General features: G+C 40.8%; 21 protein-coding genes and 1 pseudogene. All 22 read right to left on the reverse strand.

Features of this window, described 5'->3' with window-relative positions:
- On the reverse strand, positions 1–1,430 hold a 1,430-nt coding region (locus B2Z67_RS00475), incomplete at its 3' end, for an HsdR family type I site-specific deoxyribonuclease (protein WP_291527851.1).
- Between the two features lie 9 nt (positions 1,431–1,439).
- The gene (locus tag B2Z67_RS00480; RefSeq protein ID WP_291527852.1) at positions 1,440–1,994 is read right to left on the reverse strand and encodes a hypothetical protein; all 555 of its coding nucleotides are present in this window, start codon (positions 1,992–1,994) and stop codon (positions 1,440–1,442) included.
- 10 nt (positions 1,995–2,004) lie between these two features.
- On the reverse strand, positions 2,005–2,736 hold the full coding sequence (locus tag B2Z67_RS00485; protein ID WP_291527853.1) for an adenylate/guanylate cyclase domain-containing protein: 732 nt from the start codon (positions 2,734–2,736) through the stop codon (positions 2,005–2,007).
- A gap of 16 nt (positions 2,737–2,752) precedes the next feature.
- Complete coding sequence (locus B2Z67_RS00490) at positions 2,753–3,241, reverse strand: phosphatase (RefSeq protein ID WP_291527854.1); 489 nt, start codon at positions 3,239–3,241, stop codon at positions 2,753–2,755.
- Positions 3,242–3,246: 5 nt separating this feature from the next.
- On the reverse strand, positions 3,247–4,203 hold the full coding sequence (locus B2Z67_RS00495; protein WP_291527855.1) for a hypothetical protein: 957 nt from the start codon (positions 4,201–4,203) through the stop codon (positions 3,247–3,249).
- Between the two features lie 4 nt (positions 4,204–4,207).
- Positions 4,208–5,455, reverse strand: a complete 1,248-nt coding sequence (locus B2Z67_RS00500; RefSeq protein ID WP_291527856.1) for a restriction endonuclease subunit S — start codon at positions 5,453–5,455, stop codon at positions 4,208–4,210.
- Positions 5,455–6,225, reverse strand: coding sequence for a metallophosphoesterase (locus B2Z67_RS00505; protein WP_291527857.1), 771 nt, complete (start codon positions 6,223–6,225; stop codon positions 5,455–5,457). The genes B2Z67_RS00500 and B2Z67_RS00505 overlap by 1 nt, the downstream gene beginning before the upstream one ends.
- Positions 6,203–7,063 (reverse strand): DNA damage-inducible protein D, encoded by an 861-nt coding sequence (gene dinD / locus B2Z67_RS00510; protein ID WP_291527858.1) that lies wholly within the window; start codon positions 7,061–7,063, stop codon positions 6,203–6,205. Before dinD ends, B2Z67_RS00505 begins: the two co-directional genes overlap by 23 nt.
- A gap of 15 nt (positions 7,064–7,078) precedes the next feature.
- Positions 7,079–8,608 carry a type I restriction-modification system subunit M gene (locus B2Z67_RS00515; RefSeq protein WP_291527859.1) on the reverse strand — a complete coding sequence of 510 codons (1,530 nt, stop codon included), beginning with the start codon at positions 8,606–8,608 and terminating at the stop codon, positions 7,079–7,081.
- Between the two features lie 12 nt (positions 8,609–8,620).
- Positions 8,621–9,181 carry a restriction endonuclease subunit S gene (locus tag B2Z67_RS00520; protein ID WP_291527860.1) on the reverse strand — a complete coding sequence of 187 codons (561 nt, stop codon included), beginning with the start codon at positions 9,179–9,181 and terminating at the stop codon, positions 8,621–8,623.
- Positions 9,182–9,327: 146 nt separating this feature from the next.
- Entirely contained in the window at positions 9,328–10,047 is a 720-nt protein-coding gene (locus B2Z67_RS00525) for a hypothetical protein (protein WP_291527861.1), read from the reverse strand.
- 20 nt (positions 10,048–10,067) lie between these two features.
- Positions 10,068–11,000: a relaxase/mobilization nuclease domain-containing protein gene (locus tag B2Z67_RS00530; RefSeq protein WP_291527862.1), complete on the reverse strand. Its 933-nt coding sequence runs from the start codon at positions 10,998–11,000 to the stop codon at positions 10,068–10,070.
- Positions 10,990–11,352 (reverse strand): MobC family plasmid mobilization relaxosome protein, encoded by a 363-nt coding sequence (locus tag B2Z67_RS00535; protein ID WP_291527863.1) that lies wholly within the window; start codon positions 11,350–11,352, stop codon positions 10,990–10,992. Before B2Z67_RS00535 ends, B2Z67_RS00530 begins: the two co-directional genes overlap by 11 nt.
- Positions 11,353–11,464: 112 nt before the next feature.
- Positions 11,465–12,523, reverse strand: coding sequence for a DUF6371 domain-containing protein (locus B2Z67_RS00540; RefSeq protein WP_291527864.1), 1,059 nt, complete (start codon positions 12,521–12,523; stop codon positions 11,465–11,467).
- A gap of 76 nt (positions 12,524–12,599) precedes the next feature.
- Positions 12,600–13,970 carry a DUF3987 domain-containing protein gene (locus B2Z67_RS00545; protein ID WP_291527865.1) on the reverse strand — a complete coding sequence of 457 codons (1,371 nt, stop codon included), beginning with the start codon at positions 13,968–13,970 and terminating at the stop codon, positions 12,600–12,602.
- A 12-nt stretch (positions 13,971–13,982) separates the two neighbouring features.
- The gene (locus B2Z67_RS00550) at positions 13,983–14,348 is read right to left on the reverse strand and encodes a helix-turn-helix domain-containing protein (protein ID WP_291527866.1); all 366 of its coding nucleotides are present in this window, start codon (positions 14,346–14,348) and stop codon (positions 13,983–13,985) included.
- A gap of 191 nt (positions 14,349–14,539) precedes the next feature.
- A complete protein-coding gene (locus tag B2Z67_RS00555; RefSeq protein WP_291527867.1) occupies positions 14,540–15,265 on the reverse strand; it encodes a hypothetical protein in 726 nt (241 codons plus the stop codon).
- Between the two features lie 143 nt (positions 15,266–15,408).
- Positions 15,409–16,530, reverse strand: coding sequence for a type II toxin-antitoxin system HipA family toxin (locus B2Z67_RS00560; protein WP_291527868.1), 1,122 nt, complete (start codon positions 16,528–16,530; stop codon positions 15,409–15,411).
- On the reverse strand, positions 16,514–16,840 hold the full coding sequence (locus B2Z67_RS00565; RefSeq protein WP_291527869.1) for a helix-turn-helix domain-containing protein: 327 nt from the start codon (positions 16,838–16,840) through the stop codon (positions 16,514–16,516). The genes B2Z67_RS00560 and B2Z67_RS00565 overlap by 17 nt, the downstream gene beginning before the upstream one ends.
- A 193-nt stretch (positions 16,841–17,033) precedes the next feature.
- Positions 17,034–18,140 (reverse strand): annotated as a pseudogene (locus B2Z67_RS00570) (tyrosine-type recombinase/integrase).
- 96 nt (positions 18,141–18,236) lie between these two features.
- On the reverse strand, positions 18,237–19,145 hold the full coding sequence (locus B2Z67_RS00575) for a helix-turn-helix domain-containing protein (RefSeq protein WP_291527870.1): 909 nt from the start codon (positions 19,143–19,145) through the stop codon (positions 18,237–18,239).
- Positions 19,146–19,783: 638 nt separating this feature from the next.
- Entirely contained in the window at positions 19,784–21,886 is a 2,103-nt protein-coding gene (locus B2Z67_RS00580; RefSeq protein WP_291527871.1) for a BT4734/BF3469 family protein, read from the reverse strand.
- Between the last annotated feature and the right edge of the window lie 134 nt (positions 21,887–22,020).

Below are 22,020 nucleotides of genomic sequence, written 5' to 3' on the forward strand. Positions count from 1 at the left end.
AACGGCGTACCGGTCATGGCAATGAAGCAGGCGTTCGGCAGGGTTTTCTGCATCTGGATGTTCATATCTCCGTACTGGCTGCGATGCCCCTCGTCCACCAACACAAAAATATTCGGATCGGTCAACGCTTGTTTGATACCTTTTACCGCTTTTTCAAATTTATTGATAACGGTAGTAATAACCGCATCACTTTTACTTTCGAGCAATTGAATCAATCGGGCTCCGGTGGTAGCATTTTCTACATAAATACCGCATTTCTTGAAAGTACCTGTGATCTGCCGGTCTAAATCGGTACGGTCGGTTACTAATATGATTTTCGGATTACGAATACTTTTATCCAAAACGATAGCTTGCGCCAACATCACCATAGTTAATGACTTACCACTTCCTTGTGTATGCCATATCACACCGCCTTTTCGTTTACCGCCTTCTAACGGACGAATCCGCTCCATCACTTTTTTGATGGCGAAGTATTGTTGGTAGCGGGCAATTTTTTTTACTCCGTCGTCATAGACCGTGAAGTTAAACACTAAATCCAACAATCTTGCCGGATGGCATAAACTACACAAATAACGGTCTTGCTCGGTTGGATTGACCGGTTCTTGCTCCAATTGAGCAAAATGTTCTTTCACATACCGGAAGCGCGAAGTGAATAGCCGGTCGCGCTGCGTATCCGTAAGCGATGTATTGACTATTCGATAAATAGTTGCATTGTATTCATTCTCTTCTTCTTTGGTCGAAAACTGTTCTGTCCATTTTGCCCAGAATTTTGCCGGCGTAGCTGTGGTGGCATACGAGGCAGACTGATTGGCAATTGCCAACGTTAGAGCCGAATAAACATATAGTTGCCGGATGCCGTCTTCCCGCTGGTTTCGCAGATGTTGAGAGATGGCTTGTTCCAACGAATCTTTAATGTCCGGTCGTTTACATTCGATGATGCCTAACGGAATGCCGTTTACGAACAATACAATATCAGGACGATACGTGTCATTCATTCCCATACGGGCAACCGGAAATTCTTCGGTTACATGGAAAACGTTCCGTTCGGGATGTTTCCAGTCGATATAGTTCAGCGTAAAACTTTTTTTATCTCCGTCAATGCTTTGTTCGAGGGCTTTACCCAATGTAAGCAAGTTATAAATGTATTCGCTGCCGCTGATATAACCCTCTTCCATCGGGATATTCCGCAAGGCCTCTATTCCGTTCTCAATGTTTTGGGAGGAAAAGTAAGCCATACGGCTACTTGATACCTGAATGGAATTAATAGCTTCCAACTGCTTACGCAGGATTGGTTCCAATATTACCTGATTGATTTTACCGCCACGCAATTCAAGCGCTTCCTCCGGTGAAAGATAGGTATATCCCAGTTTTTGCAAAAGTTGCAAAGCGGGAATCTGGCTGATGTGGTCTTCTTTGAAAGAGATGTTCATTGCTATTTTTTATGCGTTGTGAACTAAAATACAAATCATAAATAGAGCGAGAAACAATAAACCCCACTTGGTTTTTACTACAGCCTTATTATAGTTGGAAAATTTTTCCGCGCATCGTTTCGAACAATTGTGAATTTGAATAAATCCATCTTTAAGCACCTCTTCTTCATCTATTGTGTCGATCTTATTTAGGTATTCATCAATAGGCTGCTCTTGGATTTTTCCGAAAAAAATATTAGAATTTTCATTGCAAATTGTCTTTCCTGACAAAACATTGAACAATAATACAATTGTCGAACCCATAAAAAACACAGAGAGTCCTAACAATATGAAAATAGTTAACGAGAAAAAATGAAATCCTCCATTCCCCGTTTTCCAATATATAAATATTGGAGAGATTAGTTCTTGTAATGAACTTAAAACATAGTCGCTTGTGAATAGTATAGATACAAAAATTCCTAGAAAAGCAATTAGGATAGATGCTTTTGTATCACAATTTTCTGTCCATCCGATAACTTGGTTATGAATTTCTATTCCGTAATCTTTCTTTGCTTGTTTATCCATAAATCAAAAATTAAAGGTAGAAATACCATGAGGTTTGATAATAAGTCTCCCAACTACCGTTGTATTGAAATGAAGTTTGTGTCCACATATCCACTTTTTCATCTTGACCCCAATAATTCTTTCTTGTACCATATTTAACATAGTCCATTAAAATGTCATAGACATATTTTGAAATACCGACATAAGTAGGTTCTTTACATTGATCACTTATTTTCGCTGATTTATTTACGGAATTTCCTATCCAAATAAGATCTTTAGTCATATCACAACCTCCAATGCCAACTTTAGTAGCCAATATTTTCCCATGATCGATGCCAATTCCAAAATTAATATCAGTATAGCTCTTAAGTTTGTCATTAACCAATTCGGTGATAGCATACCTCATTTTCATAGCAGCCCTAACAGCATTGGATAGAGTGCTTTTAGTCGTTCCTGGATAAAAAACTAACAAACTATCTCCATTAAAACTTCTTATTTCGCCACCTGTATCTTTCGCTATTTTGACGATAGTGTGATAATAGATCATGTGTATTTTCGCAACAACTCTCTTCCTGTGCTTATTTAACATTGCTGTAGAACCACGCATATCTATAAAAAGGACTGTTGATTCAAATTCCAGCCCTGTACATCCAAATGTTAATTTAGAATTATCAATGGTTGGAACACTTGTTGTTTGTTCAACTTTGAATTCGGCAGATTCTATTTCTTTCGCTTTACTAATAATGTCTTCTTTTAATCCCATAAATATATATTTTCTTTTATTTCTTATTATAATCATTCCAATATGTTTCTGCAAACGCTCTCATTCCATTTGCCGGATTATAATTTGGATATAGCTTTAAAAATTCTTCTTCGGCTTCCTTAAAATTATCCGTAGTAATAATTCCGGCATGATGGAGATACAGCAGTCCTATTGTTGCCGATCGGGACATCCCTTGATTACAGTGAACCAGGACATTTCTACTGTCAATATTTGCATCTATTGTCACAATGGCCTTGTCGATAATCTCTTTTGCAATATATTTTGGGTCTGCTACGTCAACAAGATTAAGAATTAATCTATTATCTCTTTCTGCAATTAGATATTCCGGATGAGTATTTGCAACCGCCCTCCCTGTGTAGCCTAAGGCCTGACGGTGATATGGTTCTTTACAAGCATGTATAACAAACCAATCAGGTTGAAATTTTACATTCAACTCATAATCGTCTTGTGAACCGATGTATAAATTCTTGGTAATTTCTATCATAAGGCTCAAATTTTGTTTATTATTTCTATTGCAGAATCGACAAGTGGAGTAATTTTATTTGCTATCACTCCTGTTCCAATAGCTTTGAATGAATTAAATGCCGTTTTGAGAAATTTGGGACGAGGTATTTTATTCTCTAATTCTTCGCGAATAGACAAAATTGCATCTGCAATATCAGTTCTATCTTCATCTATTTCATTTGCTAAAGCTTCTATTTTTAAAACAATTTCTTCTATTTCCTTTTTTGCAGTACTACTAATTTGAACATTATTTCCTTGCCCTCCAATCATTGTGGAATCTGAAATATTTGCATTACTTCCATCTGTGATATAGATGCCGGTGTTGATCGTCTGATTAACAATCTTGTCTATTTCTTTTTTCTTAGTCATTATATCGAAATCTATTTCGTCATTAAAGATTTTATCATTGAAGTCACAAAACATTTCTAATAAAGTTGATTTGAATTTATAAACTACAAGATTAATGTCAGATCTATTAAATGTTTTGTGAGCGCTTAATATCGTACTATTCTGATAAATCTTTTTCAAATGAAATCTTTCATATTCAGAAGTGGAAAATGCTATTTCTCCTTCTTCTTTAGAATTTATTATCTCTTCTAATGAAACCAAAGACTGTCTTAAATAGATTTTTGAAATATCTCTTGCTACATCGTTTGGTAGGTGAGCGATTGGCATTGTGTGATTTTTGAGTTTCAGAATCCCTCGAAAAGGCTGTTCTACAATTAAGTTTGCTTTTACCTGAGTTGAAAATATTCTATAATCTGGCAGAGCTTCATCCGAAGAATAGCCATTGATTTCATTTTTAATCCATTGCGAAAATTCCTTGTTTCGCAAATATCTGCTAATAAGCTGAACTTTAAAAATAAAAGTACTTATTGAAGAATCATTTGAAATATCCTCAATAACACTCTCAATCATTCCTTTTATATTCAGTTTTTCCATAATCTTATATTTTCACTCTCTTTTTTCCGGTTAATAACTGCTGCATCAGCCCTTTCTTCTGTTCTTTCAGTACAATTAATTTTTGCTTAGTTAGGCTAATTTCGTTATCGGCATCTGATAGAATATTGGCGATAGTAGTTTGTTCTTTGGTAGATGGATATGGCAATAACAATGAAAAAAAATCCTTCGCATTAACATTTAACAAACCATCACCTCTCGCTCCCGATGTTATAACTCTTTTAAGTTGCCTGTCTAACCCATGATTGGCAAACCAATGTTTGTAAAATTTGGAACAAATTTTGTTTGTCGGTCTGAAGCAGATATATACAAAGGGAACTAATGCCGATGAAATATTTTCTAATTGATATACACATCCCATCTCATACAAATTTGAATTTCCTTTATTGTAGGCAAAATCATCTTTTTGAATTAATGTATATTTGCTAAGACTCTCGCCAGCAATTATTCTATCAAATTTATCTTTTTGTGAAATCAAACCTTGCCTGGCTGATATTGTCATCACTGTATGTGGATTATTATCATTGCTTTCGGATATCTCGGAAAAGACTTCTTTGGCTTTTACGAATTCCCACTTTCCTCCAAACCCTTTCAACCGCTTTTTACCTGTAAGCAATTGCTGCATCAATCCACGTTTGCGAGTTTCGAGTTGAGCAATGAGTTGGTTTTGTTTTTCAATGGCTTCATCCCAAACAGAAAGTATTTCGGCTATTTTTTGTTGTTCTGGAAGAGGAGGTAGCGGTATTTTTAGTTTCCTAACATCTGATGAGTTAATAGCCGGGTAATTTGAACCTACTAATAATTGATAAAATTGTTTTGATATCAAAGAACAAAATAAGTACTGAAACAAATATCTATTATTGCAAGTTTTTGCAGTTAATATGGCAAATCCAGTTGAAGCAATTAAATCTTTAACATCTCTTTTTATAATCGAAAATCCTTGAAGATTTGGTCGAACCGTTGATAAAAGTATATCTCCTTTTTTTACAATCCGTCTTGCTCTAGAAGGTGCAGTTTTAAAGACTTGTCTCGTTGTTTCTATTTTGAAATCCTCACTATCAACATCGGATAGTGAAATATAATCAAATTCATAATCAACAGGTGTTTTAGCAGTCAAACTCTCTTTGTCAATAAAAGCAATATCTTCAATGTAAACACAATCCCACTCCTCCGGAATAATCCCCAGCGGACTATCTCTGTATCCTTGCGGTATTATATTGTTAGTCTGTTTCATTATTTGTAGTTTCTAAAAGCCATGTATTCGTTTAATTCGGCGCAATCGCACAATCTGAAATTAATTCCATAGTGCTGTTCCAATTTATGTTCGTGAAAATGGCCGTAATACCAATCTGTTATATTCTTTTGTTTTTCCTTTAGCTTATCAAAGATCTTATCTATGGTTGTGCGCTCCGTGTCAATGGTTTGCTCCAAACTTTCATCAATATTCAACCACTCTCTGATATTTCCCTTTATTGTAGGGTATGCAAAAGAAGGGCAAGTGTGCGTGGCTACAATTTGGATATTGTCAGGATATAAGCTGTTTATTTCATTCAATTTTTCTTCGTCAAAATATGGCAATTCCGCATCTCCCCAATAAGTTTTTCTCCGACCTCGCTGTTCTTCTTCGATTCGATAAGAACGGTCAATAGAAGTAGCCCCGCCAATGCAGACTATATTCGTTTGATTTACCGAAACAACACTATAATCCGGTATCAGATAAACGTGTTTATATTCTTTAAACGATCCGTTGAAAAAATCAGGGTTATCATGGTTGCCCCGAAGCATAAGCAAATAGTTGTTTTTCTTCGAAAATTTCAGGTTGAGTCTCTGAAACAAGTTCAGATAATATTCGTCCTTATAAAATCCCATGCCAATATCGCCGCAAACAATCAGTACCGTATCGGTAAGCTGGTTGAGCTTATAGACAATTGTTTCGAACTCTCCGTGGATGTCGCCCGAGAAAAACAATGCTTGTATGTTTTCAAAACGGATGTGATTGATCATTATTCCTTTTTTTACTTTGCTTCCCGGACAATTTCTTTTCCTCACTTTTCAACCTTCGTTCTATTTTCTTGACATCTTCGGCTACAGGTAAATTTTCAGGCCTCAAACCTCTTTCAATCATAATTTTTCGTACGCCCATATTATTATCAACATGCTCTCTTTCTATAGCCGATTGTCCCGATAAGTTTTTAATCTGTACATTTTCAGCTGTCATGGCAGCAGCAAAGTCTTTGGCTTTAATGCTTACCGTAGGAAGAAAATCGGCCAACGGCCTACCATCCGGCACTCCCATTTTTCGTTTCAACAAAGCCGTGGTAAGACCAAATAATGCCTGGTCACCTTTTGAGCGGATAATACCAAAACCTTTATCGTCCACTCCTCTTTCGTAAAGAATACCGGATAATTTATTCTCTGTTTCTTGTAACTTTGCACGCGCTTTTACCCGTTCTGCTTCCAAGAGTCGTTGCTCAATAATTTCTGCTCTGCGGGTTTGTACGGCAAAATAATTTTGGGCAAAGGCTATTTCGGGCTTGCGGCTATCTCCGTTTTGAGCAATCAGATAACAGGCATAACGAGTGAGCAAAATATCTTCTATTGGCTTTTCCGCTCCGGAACCAATTGAAACCATTTTCCTGACGTCAGGAAAATGGTCGGAAACGTTTCCTCCGGCATTTGTGCAGGATTCTTTTGCTTTTTCAATTACTTTGGAAAAATTTTCCCATTTGGAATACCCTAAAAGAGATTGTAACTCGCGAGCACTCCAACATTCAATGCCTTCGTATTCGGCTGCTGCCGCTTCAAAACGACTGAATAAATCTACTATTTCTGCTGATTTCATAATTAATTCCTGAGTTTAATATCCTAATTCTTTTAGATATTCCTTCATTTTACCTTGAACTTCGGTGAGTTCCTTTTCCAGTTTGTCGATTTCTTGTTGTACTGCCGGAATATCTATTTCGGCCTCTTCCTCAAATGTATCGACATAACGAGGAATGTTGAGATTGTAGTCGTTTTCTGCAATTTCATTCGGTGTAGCTATGTATGCATATTTATCTTCCACTACACCTTCGCTTAGCTTACCCTTTGTAAAATTACGATAGGTAGTTATGATATGGTCAATGTCCTGTGGACGTAATTTGTTTTGGTTTTTCCCTGATTCAAATTTCTTGCTGGCATCAATAAATAATACATTATCCGTTTTCTTGCCTTTGTTGAAAATAACAATTGCAGCAGGGATACCGGTACCGAAGAATAAATTAGCCGGTAATCCGATAACGGCTTCCAGTAAGTTTTCTTCAATCGTTTTTTGACGGATTTTACCTTCGCCGGCTCCACGAAACAATACACCATGAGGAACAACTACACCTACTTTCCCTCGTCCTTCATAGGCTACTTCTATCATGTGACTGATAAAAGCCCAGTCGCCCTTGCTTTTTGGGGGAACACCCCGCCAGAAACGGTTGTATTGATCGTGTTCCGCTTCGTCGGCCCCCCACTTATCCAATGAAAACGGTGGATTGGCCACTACTGTATCAAACTTCATCAATTTATCGCCTTCCAACAATTTAGGGGAACGCAAAGTGTCGCCCCAGCGGATAGTCGCGTTATCGAATCCGTGCAGGAACATATTCATCATGGCTAATGCCCATGTGCTACCATTCAGTTCCTGTCCATAGAGCGAAAAATTATCATTTCCAATTTCTTTCCCGGCCTTAATTAGTAACGAGCCTGAGCCACAAGTCGGGTCACAAATCCGTGCACCGGGATTGCTTTTGGTTAATTTAGCAAGTAATGACGAAACTTCGGCAGGTGTGAAGAAATCTCCGGCTTTTTTACCGGCATCGCTCGCGAAAGTAGATACTAAATACATATAGGCATCACCAATCACATCATTACTTTCCAAATGCGACGGATCGAAATTAAGTTTACTGTCTGAGAAATCAATTAACAAATTCTTTAACCGGGTGTTTTTATCTTTAGTATCACCCAAATTGCTGCTATTGAAATCAATATTCCTGAAAATACCACTACCATCTTCACTACTCATCTTTTCACGATTAGCCTCTTCCAAGTTGGCTAACGCGATGTTAATCAATTCGCCTATATTGTTTTCATTCCGATGTTCGTACAAGTAACCGAACGAACTTTCTTCAGGAACACCAAATCGTTCGCGCTTCATTGCTCTCCGGGCACGTTCTTCGTCATTATTGTAGCGATCCAGGTATTCTTTATACTTCGAATCATAGACATCACTTACATACTTGAGAAAAAGCATAGTTAAAATGTAGTCTTTGTATTGACTGGGATCTATTACTCCCCGGAAGGTATCACAGGCTTTCCAAACTATACGGTTGATATCCTGTTGTGCTATTTTATTTTCCATAAAATTATGATTTTATTTTGCTATTTCAATTAATTGTTGTTGTGTCAATTTGTTGCGTAGATCCGAAATTTGCCGATAAAGCTTCTGTTCTTGGCGTTGTAATCGGGCAATCTCAATTATCTTTTGCTGCACTTGCATGGTTGGAATGTCAATTCCAAATTCTTCTACCAATGTTTTTCCAATCGAAGGAATGGAAGTACCAATGGCATTTGCTTTGAAAAATGTAAGAGAATCTTCTCTGTTTAAAATCCAACACAAATAATCAGGTGTGATAATTGTGCGATCTGTGATTCTGATAACCAAAAAGGACGAGGAAGCTACTGCTTTACCCATTCTTTCATCAAAGACAGTGCAGAAGTTAGAGGCTCCTTTAGCTGCAAATATTAGATCGCCCTCTAACATCAAATGGCTCTCTATTTTGCTATTGAATTCTAATGTGGGCTTTGGGAGTAAAAATTTCCCTTCCGTTCTATTAAAATCACTTACCTGCAAGTAGCAAACTACTCCCTCCGGTACCTCTTTTATATAAGCGCCGGAACGGATAGTTGCTATATCTTGTATCTTTTTTTGCATTCGATGTCTGATTTTGTAATCTCGCTACAAAGATATAAATAAAATTTGAGTAAATAAAATATTTCTAAGTAGAAAATCTACAAAATATAAAGTGGAGACAAAAAACTTCATGATATTATTTTGAATATTAGTATTTTACATCGTTTTCATCTCTTTATGTTTTCCACTTCCCTTTCCAGCCTTTCCGCTTCTTTTGTATTCAGCCTTTCCCGCTCTATCTTCTCGGCTTGTTCTTTGACCAAACGCTCGTAGGTTTCTACCCGTTCGCGGATGACGGCAATACTGTCTTTGTTCCGGTCATAGGTAAAGACAGTTTCCAGTCTGAGTAAGTTCTCCGGATTGGCTTCGCCTTGCATGTTGATATAGCGATACTTCAGGTCATTGTCTTTCAGTTGGCTGTTGCGAGTGGTTTGCCAAACGTTTCCGGCCAGAGAGAGAAGAATGACCAAACTCATTGCTATCATGGTAATTGTTGCTTTGCTATTCTTGAAGTCCAGACTGAAAGCATGTTCTCTCCTGATAACAAAGTTCTGAGGGACATTCAAAGGTTCAATCTTTTTGTTAAGTTGGTTGATGAGGTCGGTAATTTTCTCAAAATCTCCATCTAACTTCTCAAAAGACTTTCCTAATGCGCATCCGGTGAATTCTGCCATGTTTTCCCGCAATTCCTCTATTTGATCCGGTGTAAACTGCTTTTGGTTTATAACTTTTTGTAACTCTTCTATCAACGTCGTTATTTCTGCGGAATTAACCATTGATTCTGTATGAACGGGCTGCGCTGCGTTCTTACCCTGTTCTACAATTTTTTGTTTTAGTTCTTCGAACAGTACATATACTGCCGAAGCATCTATTTTATCTGATGCCATAATTCAATGTTTTTAATTGTTTATATTTTACGTCTTTTTTTCTTTTTCTTCTTCTTAGCCTCTTGTTTCTTGGCTTCGACCTCGTTTTCATCATACCCGGATGAGGGCTGAATATCGAATAAACCACCCAGACCGGACACGACCGATTCTGCCATAGATGATAAGCCAGGCGAATGATCTTGCCGGATTGTCTGTGGCTGTTGATGTAAGTCTGTTTGTTGCTGCCTGTCATTCTGCTGCAACTGGAAACTTATTTTGGAATAGCTGCATGAACGGTCAATCTTGGAACCGTTGAATCCGTAACCGTTTTTATCGAACCGAACACCTTGTATTCGTTCAGTACTGCCGTTTTTGCGAAGGTCAATCGTAATACCGGACTTTTGCACTTCTGTTTGTAATTGCTGCCAGTTCCGGCATTTCGGGATGGCCGATTGCAGAGCATGGTAAATCTCATACTTGGTTTTATCCGGCTCTTTCAGGCGATGTTCTTTTACGTTTTCTTTACCTGAAGCGATGTATAGACCATATTTCTTCGTCAATTCCATACAAACCTTTGTACTTCGTAACTTTTCGTTCTGGTCGGTAATCCGTTTGCCATCGTTGTCGATGCGGTTTATCACCATGTGAATGTGCGAATGATCAGTATCGTGGTGCCGGGCTATGATGTATTGGGTATTTTCATAGCCCATTTTCTTCAGATATTCCTGTGCTACACGTACCATAAATTCATTACTCAACTTGACTTTATCCTGTGCGGAGAAATCCAGCGAGATATGTGCGATTGGTCTCGCTATCTTCGGATTCATCTTGCTTTGAGTAACGAAACTTCGGATAATAGAATCTTGGTCTTTTGTCCTCACACCTTCGGAATACAATAACTGAGCATTATCCTTATCCAATACATAATTTACTACGCCACGGAGCCCACGTCCTTGTACAATCTTAGCAATCATCTTCAATTCGTTTTATGATGTTATCCAACCGTTCATTCATGGCGAGACAATCGCCATGTGCTTCCATATATCCGGCGCCATTGGCTTTGTGGGCAATCTGATTTACATTGTTTGCCATCCCGCAAAGTTGGCGGATGTAGCCCATTAGTTCCGATGATAACCGTTGCTTTACGACACTCGACCGGATACATCGGCGGATGTATTCGCTGCGAGTAATGCCTGCCGACTTTGCTTTCGCTTTGAGCGAAAAGTATTCTTCAGTCGCCATTTTTAAGGTTACTTTATAGCCTTTTTTCTCGGCTGGCTCTTTGGTTGGCCTGCCGTTTTTATTTCTATTTTTTATAGTTTTCATACTTGATTCTTTTTAAATTTGATGAGACCGGTGGGATGTCTTTTGCCTCGCAGAGCAAGGTATTGGTCAGACCAATACACAAACTTGCTCCCCCGAAATCTGCGATTTCTTGTTATAGCTTGAACCCTTTCTTTTTCACTTTAGAAATAGGTTGAATTGGCTTCTCTATAAGTATCAAACCAAACTCTTTGATCAGTAATTTGAGGGCTGGATTCTTAGCGATCATACTTTGTAAGATGGCTTGAGGTTGTTTCATTTCCAGTAGGAAATCGGCAATATCAAAGCCATTCTTCCGTTGCTCCGAAGTAGCGTTTTTTTCAAGATAGTCGAAGAGTTTAACCGTAATTCCCAACCGTTTCATTGTGGAAATTTTAGCCGACCAATCATCGGTGGCGCCCAAATCGGGAAATAGAACAACATTTCTATCTTTAAGTATGATAAGGTTCTCTTCCCGGAAACATCCGTTTTTACCTCCTGAAGCGATCCATATATATTGTGGCAGATAGGAACTGGCAATGAGAGCACTTTTTTCGCTCTCAACAATGGCAACAGGTTTTGTGTTGTCTGTGGGCAACAGGTGCTTACCGAAGAAGCATTGCTTTAGATTGAATCCCTCTTTGTTCATTAGGGAATGTACCCATGTGATATGGTTGTGAGGTTCTTTAATTCGTCTGCCGTTAGTTGAATTATAAAGCATAATTTTACCAGTACGCACTCTGCCTTTAACATCCGTTTGCCAGAATACAGTGGATCCTTGCCAATGATTAGCGGTACCCACCCGGTATAGCTTCATCAGTCGCAGCGATTCGCTTTCTCCCAACTGAGAAGATAAAAACTGGAACAGTTTGTTTTCACTGTAACGGCTCATGGATTTTTCTACCAATGTTTCATCCATATAGCTTGTGGGTGGCGGTGGCATATAACTTCTGGGTGCAACAGATGTCTGTTCTTGCAATCGTTCTTTTCTATCCGGGTGCTGCTCAAAATAATCTTTGGGCGTGAAGTGATAACCGCATTTCTGCTCACGGTCACACCGTCCTACATATTCGGGGAAAGTGATAACGTTCTCTATATCGATGTATCGGGAAAAACATCTGTTGTGGTTGCACTCCGGACAGGTGTGCCGGGAAGCAACTCCTTTGTATGGTTCTAATATGAATCTGTGTGACATTTGATTTTTTTATTGTGCATTTTCGACATTTTCCGCATTTCTGTCTGTCAAAACGTGGATAGTGTGGACAATGCGGTTATACTTTTCTATATTCTCCATGCCTATCTTTCTGGAAAAGTGTTCCGATGCTTTTGCTTAGGAACTCTTTGAAAGCTCGTTCTTTCATGCCTTGTCTGGCGGCTATTTCTACTCCTTGAGCGGTAGTGAATAGTTCGGGAAGTTGAAAAAGTATGGATTGTTGTTGAGAGGTGAGGGCAGTTTCATTCATCAGGTTTTGAACCCTTGTGGCGGTCTGCTTGAAATATTCCGTCAGTTGGATAGCCCTTTGAACTGTTTCCGTATCTACTTGAACCTTTCCACACTCCCCACATAGCCAGCGGGCTATTTGGATCACCAAGCAAAAGCGGATAATGTAGATTTTCAGTTTGCAGTATATGCCCAGCAGGGTTTCGTTGCCCATACTGTCGCACAGTTCGGCGTGTTGATGCTGCCATTGGTAGAGTAGCTTCCGGGCTTCTTCGCTGAAGGTGACTATCGAGGGGTGTATCTCGTTGTTCTCATCAAGCGAATACTCCATGTTGATAAGCCTGTTTATCAGTGTATGCCACTCCGATTCTAAGTCCCCGGAAATATTCTTATCATTCCACCGGGCTTTCTGCTGAATGGGAGGCATGATAAACAGGATACGGTCAATAAATCCGTTGATGGAACGGTCGCCTCTGGCTAAATCATTGAGGATGTTTTTCTGAATGGCACCAATCACCGGAATGAACGGGCGAGTAATAAATACGGAACTTTTAGCATGTTTCCGGTCGGAAATGATGGTCTTGGCACTGAATACCGATAACCAGAATTGTTCTTCCGAACCGTTGTTATAACGATTGAAGTTTTTGAACCATGCCGAAAGCTCGTCAGACCAAAGGCACAAGCCCCGCTTATTTTGTGCATGGATATAGCTCAGCCCTTCAGGTGTGATATCTGAAACCAGAAACCGCTTGCGGATAGGCTCTTGTGGGAATTCATCTACACCTGTCTCCTGACGTTCTTTCTTGCTCAGTGAAATATTCTGCTCGTATTTGGCGTATAGCTTCCCAAATTCAAGGTTCTGCCGATAATCGAAGTCGATAAAGGGCTTCATTGCAAAGCTGAGCGGATGACTTTTGTTTGCTCCCGGTCGCCCAACCAATGCCACAAACAGGATAGCACTTTCCACCCATCCCTGTTTCATTTGTATGAGATGGGTATTACCTATCCCCACAACAATAGCAGCCAGCATAGAGGCGGCCGTGTAGTCTATCGGATAACTTTGGCACTCGTACACTTCGTATATGATGTGCTGAATTTGGGATGGAAATATCCCGACCGAAAACTCCGCTCCAGCAAACGACATATTCATATCCATCGCCTTGTTGATAATCCCCTCCGGCGTTATTGTTTTTTCTTCCATAACTGCGGGGAATTAAAGGTTAAGACCTGATTTCGGTTTGTGACGAACGCCTTTCTGCATCTCTGCCAACATCCGGTCGTAGTTCTGCTCAGGGGTATTTCTCCGTCCGTTCTCGATCCACTCCAATAACTCGTCCTCGTAGAAGTACAACTTCTTTCCTTTCTTATAGGAAGGAAGCAATCCTTTACGCACAAGGGTGTAGATGGTTGGTTTGGCTTTCTGGATAATGCGACAGGCATCATCAATTCCAACCAATACATGTTTCTCTGATTGTGGCGGTTGAAGTACCGCCACTAATTGTTTTAACTCGGCGACCTGTTCGGTCAGATAAGTTATCGCCTGTGGTAACTTATCAAAAGTAATTTCTTCTTTCATCATCTTATATTTTTAAATATTTGATGTGCAAAGGAAATCAGTGATTTGAAGGTGAAATGGAGCACCGGAATATAACTGAGAAATAACTGATTGAAGGTGCTTATTGCTGTAAGGCGTTGGTTTTTAGCAGAGTTTCAACAATAAAAAAGGCAACCATGTTAGTGATTGCCTCCAATGATTAGAGAAAGTAAGGATTATAGTTCCTTTTTGATTTTAATAATGCAAGTTCCGTCTGATGACCGTAGCTTACTCTTTAGTGTTGAGATTTCATTCTCTTTTAGAACCTCAGCAAATACCCGTTTGATGAAAGTGGCTGTTTCAATCCCGGTTTTCTTAAATTGGTTGCCTATGTTCCAACCGAAGTACATCATGTCTATCGGCTTTAACTTTGGATCTACGATGACTGCCGGCTTAATTTTATTACATTCCTTTTCGCTGGCAAACTGAAATAGGCGAATGTATTTGTAGAGTTTCTGCATTTCATCTTCTTCCACATATAATGATAGTTCTTGGCCTGTGTAGCAAAGTACATTCTCTAATATCTGCATTTGTTCTTCCTGAATCTTTTGTTGAGCGGCCTGTTTGTAGTCATTGTATTGTGGGATACTGGCCTCTTCTTTCGGGATGATCGTTTCCATTGGTTTTGTAAGTACAGTTTCCACATTCAATTCGTGTATAGACTGTTGTCCCTTTCCGAAGATACGCTCCACCAAAGGCAATAGGCATTCATTCACAATCGATTGAAAGCTAAAGTAGATGGCGCCGAATAGGATACACGTAATGATAAAAGCTACCAGCCCGGAAAACTCATCCATTTGCAATTGCCTTACCACGAATAGGCGAACCAGCATCGCAATACACAGTATCGATGCCAATAGGAAAGAATATATAATAATGTAGTCGATTTTTTTGCTCAACATACTAACCGATGATTATTGTTTATGCGCAAATATAAGCGAATAACCAGTCGATTCCTATAGTTTTTAGGCTACTGCGTAGCTATGTCTCCGATTTGGTAGCATTTGTCTACCCTTAGCGACAACAAAACGGCGTTTTTAACAATTTACATCTTCTTTAGAGCGGAGATATAATCCTTTGATGTTATTTCGAGGCACTTTTCTGCAATACGCTGTATCATCTCTCTCCCTCTTTTCCGGGGAATACGAATACTCTCTCCCACAACAAGCATGTCTTCGACAGTTGGGTTCCCGTGATTATTAACAGAAGTAGCGTGTTCTCCGTTATACCCGTTATTACACCGGGTTAAATCGTAAGCCGGAGCTAATGACCAGACACCCTCTTTGCAAATGAAACTGAAGTTCTTGGCATGGTCATCTTTGTTTTCGGTCAATACATTGAAAACCATACGGCGGAACATTTCATCTACCTGTCCGGGATCTTGGGTAAGGTAGCCGGTCAAGTGGAGTAGTGTTTTATATTCCAGTTTAGGTTGCGAGATAGACTCATTGAGAAGTGCTCCTGCTGTGGCGATATGTAATCTGACTCCGTTTTCGACATCAAAACGTTTGGTGGCAAAGTACTTCCCATCCATCAGTTTAAAGTCCGGTACGGTTATTCCACATTGACGAGCGATTTCATTGTATCGGTATTCCATTATCCCCATATCTTTAGGGTCGTAGGTATGTCTGAACTTCACCAGCCAAGAGCCTTCTGCATCATGGAGCAAGCATTTGGGACGACATCCACCGGAATTACCACTATTGAAGTAGAGAACGTCTTCGTCCTTATCGGATTTCTCTGACAGTACATCCAAGGCCATTTGCTGAAGATCATCCAGTTTGGGAAGTGACTTTTCTTCACCGCTGTAAGTTTCCGGAATATAGCATAGCGCCCCCATGCCGGAGGTTCCAACGATACTCAATCGTTGCAAGGGAGTAAGCTCGCTATCATTCACTCCTTGCTTCTTTAGCAAGCGGTTAAGCAGGTAACGTCCGTAACCATCAGGCAAACTATCTTCGAAGATACCGAAATTTCCCCAGAATGGTTCCGGCTTGGCAATGAACAGGTCTGGTTTTAACGGCAGGTCGAGCGGGGAAATGGAGAAGCCGTTGGCCAACCATTCTTTGTCGTATTGGAAGGCGCATAGGCGATTATCGGGAGTCATGCTCAGTGTTCCGACATTCCGGTTGTGATAGGTTACGGTTAGTTTATTTACTGATTTCATTGCGTCCCTTCTTTCTGTTTTTATTCTTGTTAATCATTTCCAGTTCCTCCATCGTGCTGAATAACGGTTCGGATAGAAGGTCTTTGATGGCTTTGGAATAGCCCAATGCTTTGGCCAACGCTACGTATGACGCCAGCGAAATAGTATGCTTCTGCTCAAATTTGGCAATAGTCGGTGCCGGGACACCACTCAGTTCGGTGAGTGCTTCCCGGGAAAGCCCTTTTTCAAGCCTGCGTTTCTGCATATTCTGAGCCAGAATAGCTAATAACTCTTCAGGCGTTTCTATATCGAAGTTATAGAGTAAAGGCATACAACTGTATTTAATTAATGTGATAATATACTTATTTGAATATCATTGTATCCGAATACAAAGATAACGCTTTCGCTTCTGAAATCCAAATGCAGTGAGTTGTTTCTGGCTTTGCGGGTTAATGTAATCCTTGAAACGAGATTTCGCGGCGGTTATTTTCGCCGCCGCGAAATTTACTCCACACTATACCAATCTATTTCAGCGAAATTCTATTTGCTGATTCTCGCTTTTTAGCGTTTACCAGCTCTGCGTATATTTGGGTAGTCGATACATTCCGGTGGGTCATCATTTTGGATACGGTGTAGATGTCGGTGCCAGCGGCTATCTGTAGGGTAGCGTATGAGTGTCGGAAGCAATGAAAGCTTATGTGTTTCTTTATGCCTGCCTTCTTTAGCCAGTTCTTTAGAGGATAGTTAGTCATGCTGCGCTGTAAGCCTTTGAATACTTTTCCTGTGTCGGGTATTCCGCATAGTTCGTATGCTTCCTCGCTGACCGGTAACATGGCTTCGGTTTTTGTCTTTTGCGTTCGGATGCGCAGGCAATGGCCTTGGTCGGGGGCGATTTCAAAGTCCTCCCACTTGAGGTTCAGTATATCACTGATACGAAGTCCTGTCAGGCAGGAGAATAGGGAAGCGGCTTTGAGTACAGGAATATCACAGGGTGTAGCGGCCAACTGTTTCACCTCATCTAATGTGAGGTATTCTTTTTTTACATCGTCTGTTTCAATCTTGTCTAAGAAATCGTTGATGTTCTCACGGATCAGTTTATCCCGGTAAGCAATCTTCAGTAGTCCCCTGAAAGTGGAGTAGTAGCCGGATGCCGAGTTTTTGGATACCTTTAGTTTGCTACGTTTCAACTGGTGGGCACTCAATAGATAGGAGCGGAACTTTTTGCATAGATCCACAGTCACCTCACCAAAAGAACATTTCCCCTGTACGAATTTGAAGAAATGGGCATAGACAATCAGTCACTTCTGGTCTTTGGTACGCGCCATCTTCAGAAAGTAGGCAAGGAAATCCATTTTCATTTTGTGCTTATCAAGAAAGCCAAACTCTTCGTTGATGAGTGACTGTACCCGGATGCAACGGATGGCTTCTGCTTTGTTCAACATATCGTTGTTGAACTCCCGCTCCATTTCGTTTTTGGGATGGGCATAGATATAGATGCCGAGGTATTCCCGGCGGCTCATCTGCATTGTCTCGGGGTTGCGAACTGCCGGACAGTAATCCAGATAAAGTGAAATACGGTTGTTCTTAATTGCTCTTTGGCGAACAGTTACTTTGGTGCATGTATGATTCATACGTTTAATAATTAAATGGTTATACTTGTTTTTAGTTGCAAAGGAAAATGGTGATTGCTTGGTGATAGCGTTCACCGTAAAATAACTTCGAGATGTTTATTCAATCTTGGGGGTGCCTAAGAGCTTGTCCAGTTCGGGTTTGGAAATCTTGGTGTATTTGCCAACCTTGACTCTGGAGATGTTGTGGTAAGTTGCGTAATGATATAGCTGGTCGCGGGTGAGATTGAACTTTTCCGTAGCTTCTGCCACGGTATAGTATTGCGGTTCTTCGGGTTGGGCTACACCTTTGGCTATATCGAAATGTTTCTTGGAATAATATACCATTCTGCCTTCTTTCTTTTTGGGGATAGTATTTGCGGAAGCGAGGCCATAGATAGCCGTTAATGTCATTCCGTACTTTTCCTTAATATCCGCTACGGTATACCATTCCGTTATTTCTGGGTCGCCCGCTTTCTTGGCAAAGTAGTTGTCGATATGCTTTTTGCTCCAATAGGTTTTACCACGATTGAATGTCCGGGGGATGTTATGCTTCTTGGCGACTACGAAAATCCATGAATCTTTGACGTTATTCTTCTCTTTTACTTCGGCGGTAGTATAGAACTCGGTGATGGGAGCACGTTCTTTAGGAAGCTTTTTATTGTAAGAAGCCGGATTCTCAAATAAGGCATCAATATCTTTTCGTCTGATAAGTGTTTTTCCTTTGAATTGAACTGCCTTTATTGTATTATCTGCCATATAACGATAAATACTGGCACGACTGATTCCTAAAAGCTTGGCCGTTTCGGTGGGGGTCAAGAATTCTTTTTGCCCCAAGTCTTTTATAGACTCGTTTAGTTCTTGGATGGATTGCTCTTTCTGATAGGCTACAACACGTTCCTTTCTCACTCTGTCTTTGTACGCTGCACTGGCGCACTTGTGTGAGCAACAGGAGGTGCTCATCTTATGTGCTGTGAAAGCCCGTCCACACCACATACATTTCTTCTGAATGTCAATGTTACTACTCATTTTTTCGCTTATTATTTCGCCAAAACTGTCTCATGGCGTCTCACCACGTCTCATGATGTCTCAGTTCTCTTCAACCTGTTTGGTGAGAAACAGGTGGCAAACCATCGAGACACAAATGCGGTACAAAAATGAGCTGAAAATGCAGTATCAACGACCACTATCGCTAATACGCACAAAAAGAAAGGCGTTCATAATGAACGCCTTAATAATCAATTGTAATCTATGCTAATCGTTGGAAATCACCCCTTACTTTCCGAAAAAAGAAGTGTCCTTTATTGTTGTATTTTTCTAATTCGTCAAACATAATCTTACTTTATTTATATCTTTATTTTTGCTCGTTAACTTTGACAATGAAATATCGCGTAATCGGGTGAGGATATGGGTTTGTCCTTGCCTCCTTTGCTGATTTCGATCATTTTCGTGACCTCACGAAAATGGTCATCAACATTACTCTCCTGTGTTTTACAGGATTTAACCGTATGCTGTATAACAACAGGAAGTTGTCCCAATATACATTTTATCAATACTCCCTTTTATTTGATTTATTTGAGTATTAGCTACAAATTGTACTGTGCAAATATAATGAAAATTTGGAGATATATCAATGTGAACCATACTACTTTTACTTCTCACTGCGCCTACTTACCTGCATTTCTCACCACACAATACTCCGTCCCCTTCCTCGTCCTCTTCGACCTTACCCCATGTTTCTGCAAAATCCTTCCGAACACACTCACCCTTTTTGCCGAAATCGGTATTGCGCTATTCCGTTGAATTTCCTCCAGAATTTCCGCCGGCGACAGCCATTCTCCTTCTTCATTCTCTTCCGCCGGACGGAAATACCTGTAAAACAACTGTTCTTCGGGTGGAATTTGCTCAAACTCACGGTTGTTCTCCGTCATAATCCGTTCGTCGGTCTGGTCAAACCAGTACCGTTCGCCGTGACCCAATTCGTACATGGCCTGTGCATAGAGTTGTTCATAATCTATTGGTTTATTCGTATCAATCACTCCCGTTACCTCAATGCAAATAAAACGGCGACTGCCTGATGGGTCGGTTAGTAAATCTTTCTGATTGCTTGTGGCAATGAACGACGCGTAGCGGCGCATCTCCAGCACCGCATTGGCGTAAGGCTTGCGCACGTTCACTACGGGTTTCTGCAAGATATGCTTTAAGAACCCTTGTTGCGTGGGGCTTACCTGGTCGAACTCGTCAATATTTATCAGCGCAAAACGATTCAGATAAAGCTCGGCGTCTTTCTTACGTGAAAAGTCTATACTATCCGTGTAATACGTGCGCTCCGTAGGAGGCATGATGCTGCGACAGAAAGTTGATTTGCGTGTACCCTGTGCGCCGACGAGTAGGGGAGAAACACTGTTGGCATACTTCTTATCCATGCCGCCCCGCCAGTGTGCTACCATATTCAGAAACCAACGATGGAACAGTTCCGTCCAATGCGGATTCCGGCAAGGCACCGTAGCTGCCAGGGCGCGGATACGGTCTTTACCGTCCCAAGCCGGAAGATTGTACAGAAAGTCTTCCAGCGGATTGAACACCGGCACGCGGTTGGAGTAGACGTAGCGGCTGATGTCTCTGTCCCACAACGGGATACCTTCGTGTTGTGCATCTAAGGCGATACTGTTCAGCGCCCGCTTGTCGATAGGGTTGAACCGGAAGCGGAAAGAGTGGCGTTCGCGAAATTCCACTTCGCCAATCTGTGTGTTGTAACGGAATTCGTAGCGGCGCTTCATGAATTCGTCGGTTTGCAGGGCAAGCTGCTGCTCTTTACTCATGCTGGTCTTGCTGCCGAAACCTTTACTTTCCGTATATACGTTATGGACGATGTGCCGGATTAGTATTTCTTGTCTGCGCAGGTAGTAATGAAAGATGGTGCGGCGCACTGTTTCTTCTTCCGGGATTCCGGACTGAAAACAATTGACGGCTAATAGTGTCACTATCGGCTGAAATCCGCTGATGGGAGTGGAGCCGGCGGCTTCAGCTTCGGATATGTCAGTATGAGTTTTTCTTAATGATGCTTCGAATAACATGCTGATGGCATCTTCCTCGGTCATTCCCGGAACTGCACGCGTCAATGGTGACTTCTCGCTCTGTACCGTTTCGCGATAGGTTGGTTCGTCGGGCATTCCGGCGGGTTGCGACAGGTAGAACTGTACGGAGCCGGGACGATATAGCAGTTCCGGATCGAATGAAAGGCGGGAGTATTGGTTCAGATGCGGCTCTTTGGGCAGAATATCGAAAGGCAGTTGGGGTTGGTAACATTTTACTGCCAACCGGTAAGCGTGGGCGTGGAATACTTCGGCTTCTTCCTGAGTCTTCGGCAGGGAGTTGTCGGGGCGGGTGAATGTAGTCCATATTTTTACTGTCCGTCCGCTGGAACCTGTGAATACGAGGCGGGTTTGCGGTTGTTCCCATGCGCGTTGTTTTACCAGGGCTACTTCGGCTTTTCCTGACAATGGGCCTACGGTCAGTTCTATGATACCGTTGTAGTTTTTCATTTGCCCGTGTCCGTTTCCTCGCTGAAATTCTGCGGCGGGCAGAATCTTCGGAAGTCGTTCGGCGCTGCTGCAAGGCTCGTCGGGTAACATATATTTCAGTTGCTCTCTGAAAGTGGAGACGGGACGGCTTTGGGTTTCCGTTCGTATTTTTGTTATCAGCGTGTCTATGTCTAATGTGCTTAATGCCACGACATTATCTTTTTGTTTCAGTTGCGTAATTTTCATTGGTCTGGTACTTTTATGATTGTTAATTGTAATAAGTAGCTGTTCATGATTAGTTTATACTATGAATGACAATATAGCGAAACGGAATCTCAATCCGGTTGCTGCGCAATACAAGCAATTCTTTAGACGCGGAT

Origin of the sequence: Bacteroides sp. UBA939, from assembly GCF_002293435.1 — a bacterium.
GTDB lineage: Bacteria > Bacteroidota > Bacteroidia > Bacteroidales > Bacteroidaceae > Bacteroides.